Raw genomic sequence first — 6,840 nt, forward strand, 5'->3', positions numbered from 1 at the left:
CTCTCCGTATCGCTTGCCGGAGCCTGGCTCCGGGTGGAGGCTAGTCGGCCTGATCGAGCTCTCCGGACATTTCGGCGCGTCGGCACCGCTGACTTTCGCGCATAGAGTCGAGGACCTGTGGTGGAACATTGGCCAGTCCTCCATCTTGCGGGCGACGCGGACCTACCAGCCCTACGTTCCGTCCGGAGGTGATGACGGAGCTCCGATGGATGCGTGGAAATGCCGAGCCCAACGCCTGCGGCGAATGCTGGCAAATCACGCGGAGCAGAGAGTCGTCCCAATTGAGGAGGTTTGTCGACTCTGCCGTCTATCCTCGGCGGAGGCAAGCCCGCGTCACGCCGAGCGCTCGCTGGCCGAGTATCCCACGGGTGGACAATGAGTAACGAGATCGAGCTGATCAGTGACGGTGACGGCCTGGCGGTCATCGGGCAACCGAGGGCGGTCGAACGCTTCCTCGCCTCGGAGGGCCTGGCGTCGAGGAATCTCGAACTGTCCCGGCTCACCAAGGCGTTGGGCGCCGGCGCGGCGGCCGCGCAGGCAGGCTCCGAAGTCGCCGCCAACGCGGGCCGCTGGGTGAAGCTCACCCCGGATTCCGCGGCGAAGGTCAAAACGTTTGGTCTGATGCCGAGCAAGACGCCCGGCGTCAGCCACGCAATGATCGGGAAGCCGGGCAACGTCACGTCATGGCTCCAAATCTCGACTGGCCCCGGTTCGCTGGCCTCGAACCCCGCGCTCCTGTCCGGCGCAGCGGGGATCATGACCCAGCTCGCGATGCAGCAGGCCATGGACGAGATCACGGACTATCTCGCCAGGATCGACGCCAAGCTCGACGACGTCCTCCGTGCCCAGAAGGACGCCGTGATCGCGAGCATGATCGGCGTCGGCTTCGACATTGAGGAGGCCATGACCCTCCGCGAGCACCTGGGTCGCGTCAACGAGGTCACCTGGTCGAAAGTGCAGTCCTCGTCAGCCACGATCGCGCGCACGCAGTCCTACGCATTGCTCCAGCTCGACGCACTTGCCGAGAGACTGGAGGGAAGCGCACGGATCAGCGATCTCCTTCAGGCGGCCAAGGACGCCGAGGCCACGACCCAGGAATGGCTCGCTGTCCTCGCGCGCTGTTTTCAACTACAGGATGCGATCGCCGTGCTTGAACTCGATCGCGTTCGGGAAACCGTGCCCGATGACCTGGACGGGCACAGACTCGGTCTGAAGGCCGCCCGGAAGGACCGGCTCGACTCCATTTCGCGGAGCACCGACCGACTGTTGTCACGCATGGCCGCCGCAGCCGCCTCCGCAAACCTGAAGGTGTTGCTCAACCCGTCCCAATCCCCTGCGGTCGTGAAGTCGACCACTCACGTAACCGCTGTGGTCAGCGACTTCCATGAGCGGCTCGGGTTCGAGAACTCCCTGGGGACACTCGAGACGCGACGATGGCTGGAGGCAGCCGCCGACGTCAGAGACAAGGCGCGCGACGCAGGTTCAGAACGTGTCGTCGCCGCCAAGCGGCTGGGCGGCGAGGCACGGGACCGTGCCAGGTCGATGAGGGGCAAGCTCTCCACCGGGATGGCTGAGCGAGCACTGCGCCGACAAACTAAGGACGGCCAACTCAGCGACGAAGGTTGAGCGATTCAATTGCCCACGACGTGGGCTGAGTAGCGGCCTAGCGTGCGCCGCTGCGATTCGGGTTTCGCTGCGTTCCGCACCGTTCCCGAGTGGGTCATCCCGCCGCCTTTCGGCCGATCGGAAGTCGTCGTGGGTGCGGCATCAAGCGCCTCCCGACACGCTGGCCAGCATCCGACTTGAACGCTGAGGGTGGGTGCCCCATAACGGGGGCAGAGGCGGCGACAGATCCGCCTCCGCATCGCAAGGAGAAACCCATGAACCGGCACGCACTCCCGCTCAAGAGCATCAACACTGTCGTCTCTAGGCTCGACACGGACATCCTCCTGATCGAAGGAAACAACGTCGCCGGTGACGGGTTCCGCATCGACCTCACCTGTCCTGACGCGTTCGCGAAGCTTGCCGACCGGGTCCGCATCGACCTCACCTGTCCTGACGCTGCTGTCTCTTGGCTTCTTTGGCCCGCCATTGCGAAGGGCTATGGCGTCGAAGGTCTCACGCATCTGAATCTCGTCACCCTCGACTGGTTCGACCTGCCCTTTGACGCAACTCGGTACCTGACGGACCGGTTTTTTCGACAACGAGGTGCGCGCTGCTCTGAAGGAGTGTCCGTTCCGAGAGGTCTTCCTTCTCACTGCAGGCACGCCCGACGAGAGTGAGGACGAGACAGCTGCGGCCGTGCACCCCTACCTGCGCCTCATTCCCCTCCAGCAGCTGCTCGCCATGGAGCGCGTCTACGTGACGGGGCGCATCATCGATGAAGAGTGTCGAGGCAACATCCGGGATGTCACTCACCTGAACGCACTCGTGATCGACCACGTCAGCCGCGTGCAGGGCTACGGCGAACCAATGGGACTGCTGCACGGATAGGTGACATCTGATCTGTGGCGCTGTGAAGCGCTGCTGGAAGGATGTGCACCGTGCCCAAGCCCTACCCCAAGGAGTTCCGCGACGACGTCGTGAACGTCGCTCGCAACCGCGAGCCGGGACAGACGATCAGGCAGATCGCTGCCGACTTCGGTATCGGCGAGTCCTGTCTGCGCAACTGGTTGCGCCAGGCTGATGTCGAGGACGGTCTCAAGCCCGGCACCACAGCCGCGGACAACGCCGAGCTGCGTGAGGCCAAGAAGCGGATCCGGCTGCTCGAGCAGGAGAACGAGGTCCTGCGCCGTGCTGCGGCGTACCTGTCGCAGGCGCATCTTCCGGGAAAATGATGTACCCGCTCGTCCGCGAGTTGGCCGCCGACGGGATCCCCGTGACGGTGACGTGCCGGGTGCTCGACCTCGCCCGCCAGCCCTACTACCGCTGGCTCGCTTCCCCGGTCACCGACGCCGAGCTGGCCGAGGCGTACCTGGCTAACGGCCTTTTCGACGCGCACCGCGACGACCCCGAGTTCGGCTACCGCTACCTTGCCGACGAGGCCAGGGACGCCGGCCACTCGGCGTGTGATCGGACGATGTGGCGGGTCTGCTCGAGCAACGGCTGGTGGAGTGCTTTCGGCAAGAAGCGCGGGAAGAACGGCAAGAAGCCCGGACCGCCGGTCCACGACGACCTCGTGCAACGCGACTTCGCCGCCGACGCCCCCAACCAGCTGTGGCTGGCCGACATCACCGAGCACAAGACCGCCGAAGGCAAGCTCTACCTTTGTGCGATCAAGGACGTGTTCTCCAACCGGATCGTGGGCTACTCGATCAGCGACCGGATGAAGTCACGCCTGGCCGTGGACGCGCTGGCCAGCGCCGTGGCCCGGCGCGGTGAGGTTGCCGGCTGCATCCTGCACACCGACCGCGGGTCGCAGTTCCGGTCCAGGAAGTTCGTCCGTGCCCTGCACCGCCACGACATGGTCGGCTCGATGGGCAAGGTCGGCGCGGCCGGCGACAACGCGGCCATGGAGTCATTCTTTGCGCTGCTGCAGAAGAACGTCCTCGACCGCCGCACGTGGACCACCCGCCAAGAGCTTCGGATCGCGATCGTGACCTGGATCGAACGGACCTACCACCGCCGCCGCAGACAAGCAGCCCTCGGCCGATTGACCCCCATCGAGTACGAGACCATCATGACCACACCTGCCGCTCAGGCAGCCTGACCCAACGTGTCACCTGTACGTGCAGCAGTCCCTAACGCCACAAGGTCGAAGTGCGGCAGCGGGACGGATCCGCACCAAGGTCGACGAGTTTCTGGTTCGTCCGCTCTCACAGACGAACCGTGCCAGGCGCGCGCTACTGGAGGGCGCAGCGATCAGGACGCGACGGAGCGAAGGCTTGTCGATGAAGCCGTCGGTGGTCCGCCGACTAATCGTCAACCTCGATCGCGTGGACCCGTTTGTCACTCATGCGTGTAGCTTGGTCAGCGCCGCTGTTGACGAGGCGCACGGTCTCGAAACAGATGCGTGGATCGTGAGTCTGGCTGACCTACTGACAGTCACCCACCTGCTTCGCACATCCACTGAACTGTGGGCGTACCACGGCAAGCGAGCCGCGCAGACGGCGACAGGCTCCCCGGCTGTCTTCATGGAGACGGACGCCCTCGGGGCTTGGTTCAGGAGTAGAGAGGGCGCGTGGCCCGTACGGGAGGGTCAGCTGTTTCAGCTCGCCTTTTCCTCTGAGGAGATCAACGCCTACTACAACTATCGGGACTTCGTGTCACGCGGTGTCCAGGTGGACCCGGTGCCTCCACCCACAAGCAGGATCCCAGACGTCGTACTGAGCAGCATGTCCTCGCTGATCGGTACCGAGGCTTGGGCCGAGGCAGCTGACGCCATCGCGAACGTCCCTCCGGCCGAGTGGGATCGCTTCCGGCGTCAGATGCGACGACTCGCCTCCGCGCCCCGGACCCGAAATCAACGTCGCGCGTTACAAGATGCCGAGCGCGGCGTCGCATACGGCAAGCAACCACGTGTGATCATCCAACCAGGAGACGAGCCGCGCTTGGAGATCTCTACCGCAGTTCGCGAGTCAGGACCATCGCCGGACCTCGTCGCCGATGAAGAGGACGTCTCGGCAGTAACCCTCATCGTTCCGCGAAGTGCTTCAGCAGGTTGACGCGAGACCTTCGGCCCCAGCGTGTCCGGGCTCATGCAAGAACGCCGGGACGGTCTTCCGCGACCGTGCGTCATTCCGCCGCGTCAGCGCGCACCCCATTGTCGGTCCCAGAGTGAAGACTGCACGCATGATGAACGTCCTGATCGCGCTGGCGGTTCTTACAGGCACGGGCCTCCAAATGCTGGTTGCTCTGGTGGACGCGAAGAACGCCCACCAAGACGCACTGGCTTGGGCGCGAGCCGAAGATCAGCTAACTAAGGAGCAGCCGAGGCTGCGTCGGCGGAAGGTGCGTAAGGAACTGAGATCTTGGCGTGATCCCGAAACGGATCGCAGCTTGGCGTATGTAGACGTCGTTCTGTTGGGCTGGACCCTCCTGGTTAGCGCTGCCGCGGCGGCGACCTTCCAGGCCATCGCCGGCGCTCTCTGACTCTGTCGGCGCAGGGCACCGATGTGGGACTCGGCAAGGCCGCGAACTATGCGTGCGGCGATCGGTCCTCCCGCGTCCCTACCCCTCCCGTGGATGGAGCGATAGACCGACAAGGCATTGCGAAACGGCGCCGCCGCGAAGCGCGTCTTTCCGGCTCCCTTCTGTTGTCAACCGGTGGCGAGAAGGGCGTTGTCGTGGTGGGGCTTCCGAGCCGTCGCTGCCGGGCGTAGCGTCGGGTCTGCGGGTCCGGGAAGTGGCTGATCCGAAGTGTCGATGTGCGGGGGCAGGTCGACCGCGCTGGATTCTATAGTCGCCCCGCAGTGCCCTCCCGGGCCCGTGCCAGCCGCTTCCTGGGCGTCGGCCAGGAGCTGTCGATAGATGGCGTCGGAGATCCTGCGCTTGAGACACCTGATCGCCTCGAGGGGCTTCTTGCCCTCGGCTCGCTTGCGTCGGTAGTAGACACGGCCGTCGGTGTCGAGGCGGAGCTGGCTGATGGCTGCGATGTGGATCATGTGGTTCATCCGCCGGTTCCCGGCGCGTGAGAGCCGGTGTCGGTTCTGCTCACCGGAGGACGCGTCGAGGGGTGCGGTGCCGGTCCAGGAGGCGAACCGGTTGCGGTCGGCGAACCTGGACACGTCCCCGACATCGGCCAGAACCCTGGCTGCCACCACGGGGCCGACGCCGTGAATGTCCATCAAATGGGAGCCGCGGGCGAGCACGATCGCTTTGAGTTCGGCGGTGGCCTTCTTGATCTTGGCCTCGACCGCAACCAGCTCGGCCAGCTCTTCTGCGGCGATGCGTCGGCGGGTCTTGCCGGCGATGTCGCGAGGCCGAACGCTGGCCAGCATCGCCTTGGCCTGACCGGTGGTGAGGTCGCGTTTCGCCTGTCCTGGCAGGAGTTCTGCGAGCAGGGCCTGAAGCCGGTCGACGGTCTGGACCCGACGCCTGGTGAGTGCTTCGCGGCGGTCGGTCAGCATCCGCAGGGCTTCGAGTTCCCCGTCGAGCTGAAGCACCCGCAGGGTCTTGGTGCGGACCGCAACTGCCGCGACCGCGTGGGCATCATGGGCGTCGGTCTTGCGGTTGTGACCGGTGTCGAAGAGCCGGACCCGAGCAGCGAGTTTCGCGGGGACGTCGACGACCTGCTCGCCGTCTTCGAGGAGTCGCTGCGCGAGCGGCCGGCCTGCACCGTTGCTGCCTTCGACTGCCCAGACGCGGTTGGGCCACTTCTTCGCGTAGGTCCGCATCGCTGCGTAGCCGGCCCGGTCGGTGGTGAACCGACCTGACCCGAGCAGCTGCTCGCGCTCGTCGACGACCTCGATCGTGGCCGAAAGCTTGTGGGGATCGACCCCGATGATGACCCGCTCAGCCTGCTGACTCATGTGTTGCTCCCGCCTGTGCTCGATCCGATGGGGACGGCGAGGTGGGCATTGCTACTACGAGCAGGGCAGTCCCTTCTTGAGCCACGCCTCGTCACGGTGACCGACGGGCTGCAGACCGAAAGTGAGCCACACCAGATCAGCTGGTGGGCAGCCGCATGATGAGCTTCCCGCCGATCACCTGGACCGAGTCTGGCCAGACGTCGGTCCTAAGGGAATCGTCTAGTAGCCGCGTAGCAGACGTCCGTATCTGCCGAAAATGGATGCCGCCGAAGTCGCGAAGAAACGGGCTAGGCAGCTGGCCGTCTCAGCCCTGATCCACCGGTGTTGATTTCGTGAGCGGCGATTCGGTGGTTCGCGGTAGGCCTTGGGT

The 6,840-nt window shown here is 65.2% G+C and carries 7 protein-coding genes; 6 read left to right on the forward strand and 1 reads right to left on the reverse strand.

Annotation, left to right across the window (positions count from 1 at the left end):
• The first annotated feature begins 375 nt into the window (after window positions 1–375).
• From ACYVIH_RS04120 to ACYVIH_RS04145, 6 genes are all read left to right on the forward strand, one after another.
• The gene (locus ACYVIH_RS04120) at window positions 376–1,626 is read left to right on the forward strand and encodes a hypothetical protein (RefSeq protein WP_460866327.1); all 1,251 of its coding nucleotides are present in this window, start codon (window positions 376–378) and stop codon (window positions 1,624–1,626) included.
• A gap of 254 nt (window positions 1,627–1,880) precedes the next feature.
• A complete protein-coding gene (locus tag ACYVIH_RS04125; protein WP_460866329.1) occupies window positions 1,881–2,282 on the forward strand; it encodes a hypothetical protein in 402 nt (133 codons plus the stop codon).
• Between the two features lie 19 nt (window positions 2,283–2,301).
• Complete coding sequence (locus tag ACYVIH_RS04130; RefSeq protein WP_460866331.1) at window positions 2,302–2,493, forward strand: hypothetical protein; 192 nt, start codon at window positions 2,302–2,304, stop codon at window positions 2,491–2,493.
• Window positions 2,494–2,543: 50 nt separating this feature from the next.
• A protein-coding gene (locus ACYVIH_RS04135; protein WP_460866333.1) for an IS3 family transposase occupies window positions 2,544–3,709 on the forward strand; the annotation gives its coding sequence in 2 pieces (ribosomal slippage) (window positions 2,544–2,828 and window positions 2,831–3,709; 1,164 coding nt in all).
• Window positions 3,710–3,884: 175 nt separating this feature from the next.
• Window positions 3,885–4,664, forward strand: coding sequence for a hypothetical protein (locus ACYVIH_RS04140; protein WP_460866335.1), 780 nt, complete (start codon window positions 3,885–3,887; stop codon window positions 4,662–4,664).
• A 127-nt stretch (window positions 4,665–4,791) separates the two neighbouring features.
• Entirely contained in the window at window positions 4,792–5,091 is a 300-nt protein-coding gene (locus ACYVIH_RS04145) for a hypothetical protein (RefSeq protein WP_460866337.1), read from the forward strand.
• A 167-nt stretch (window positions 5,092–5,258) separates the two neighbouring features.
• Here the strand turns inward: ACYVIH_RS04145 and ACYVIH_RS04150 are convergent, their stop codons facing one another.
• Window positions 5,259–6,470, reverse strand: a complete 1,212-nt coding sequence (locus ACYVIH_RS04150; protein ID WP_460866339.1) for an IS110 family RNA-guided transposase — start codon at window positions 6,468–6,470, stop codon at window positions 5,259–5,261.
• Window positions 6,471–6,840 lie beyond the last annotated feature (370 nt).

The organism is Nocardioides pakistanensis (assembly GCF_054781215.1).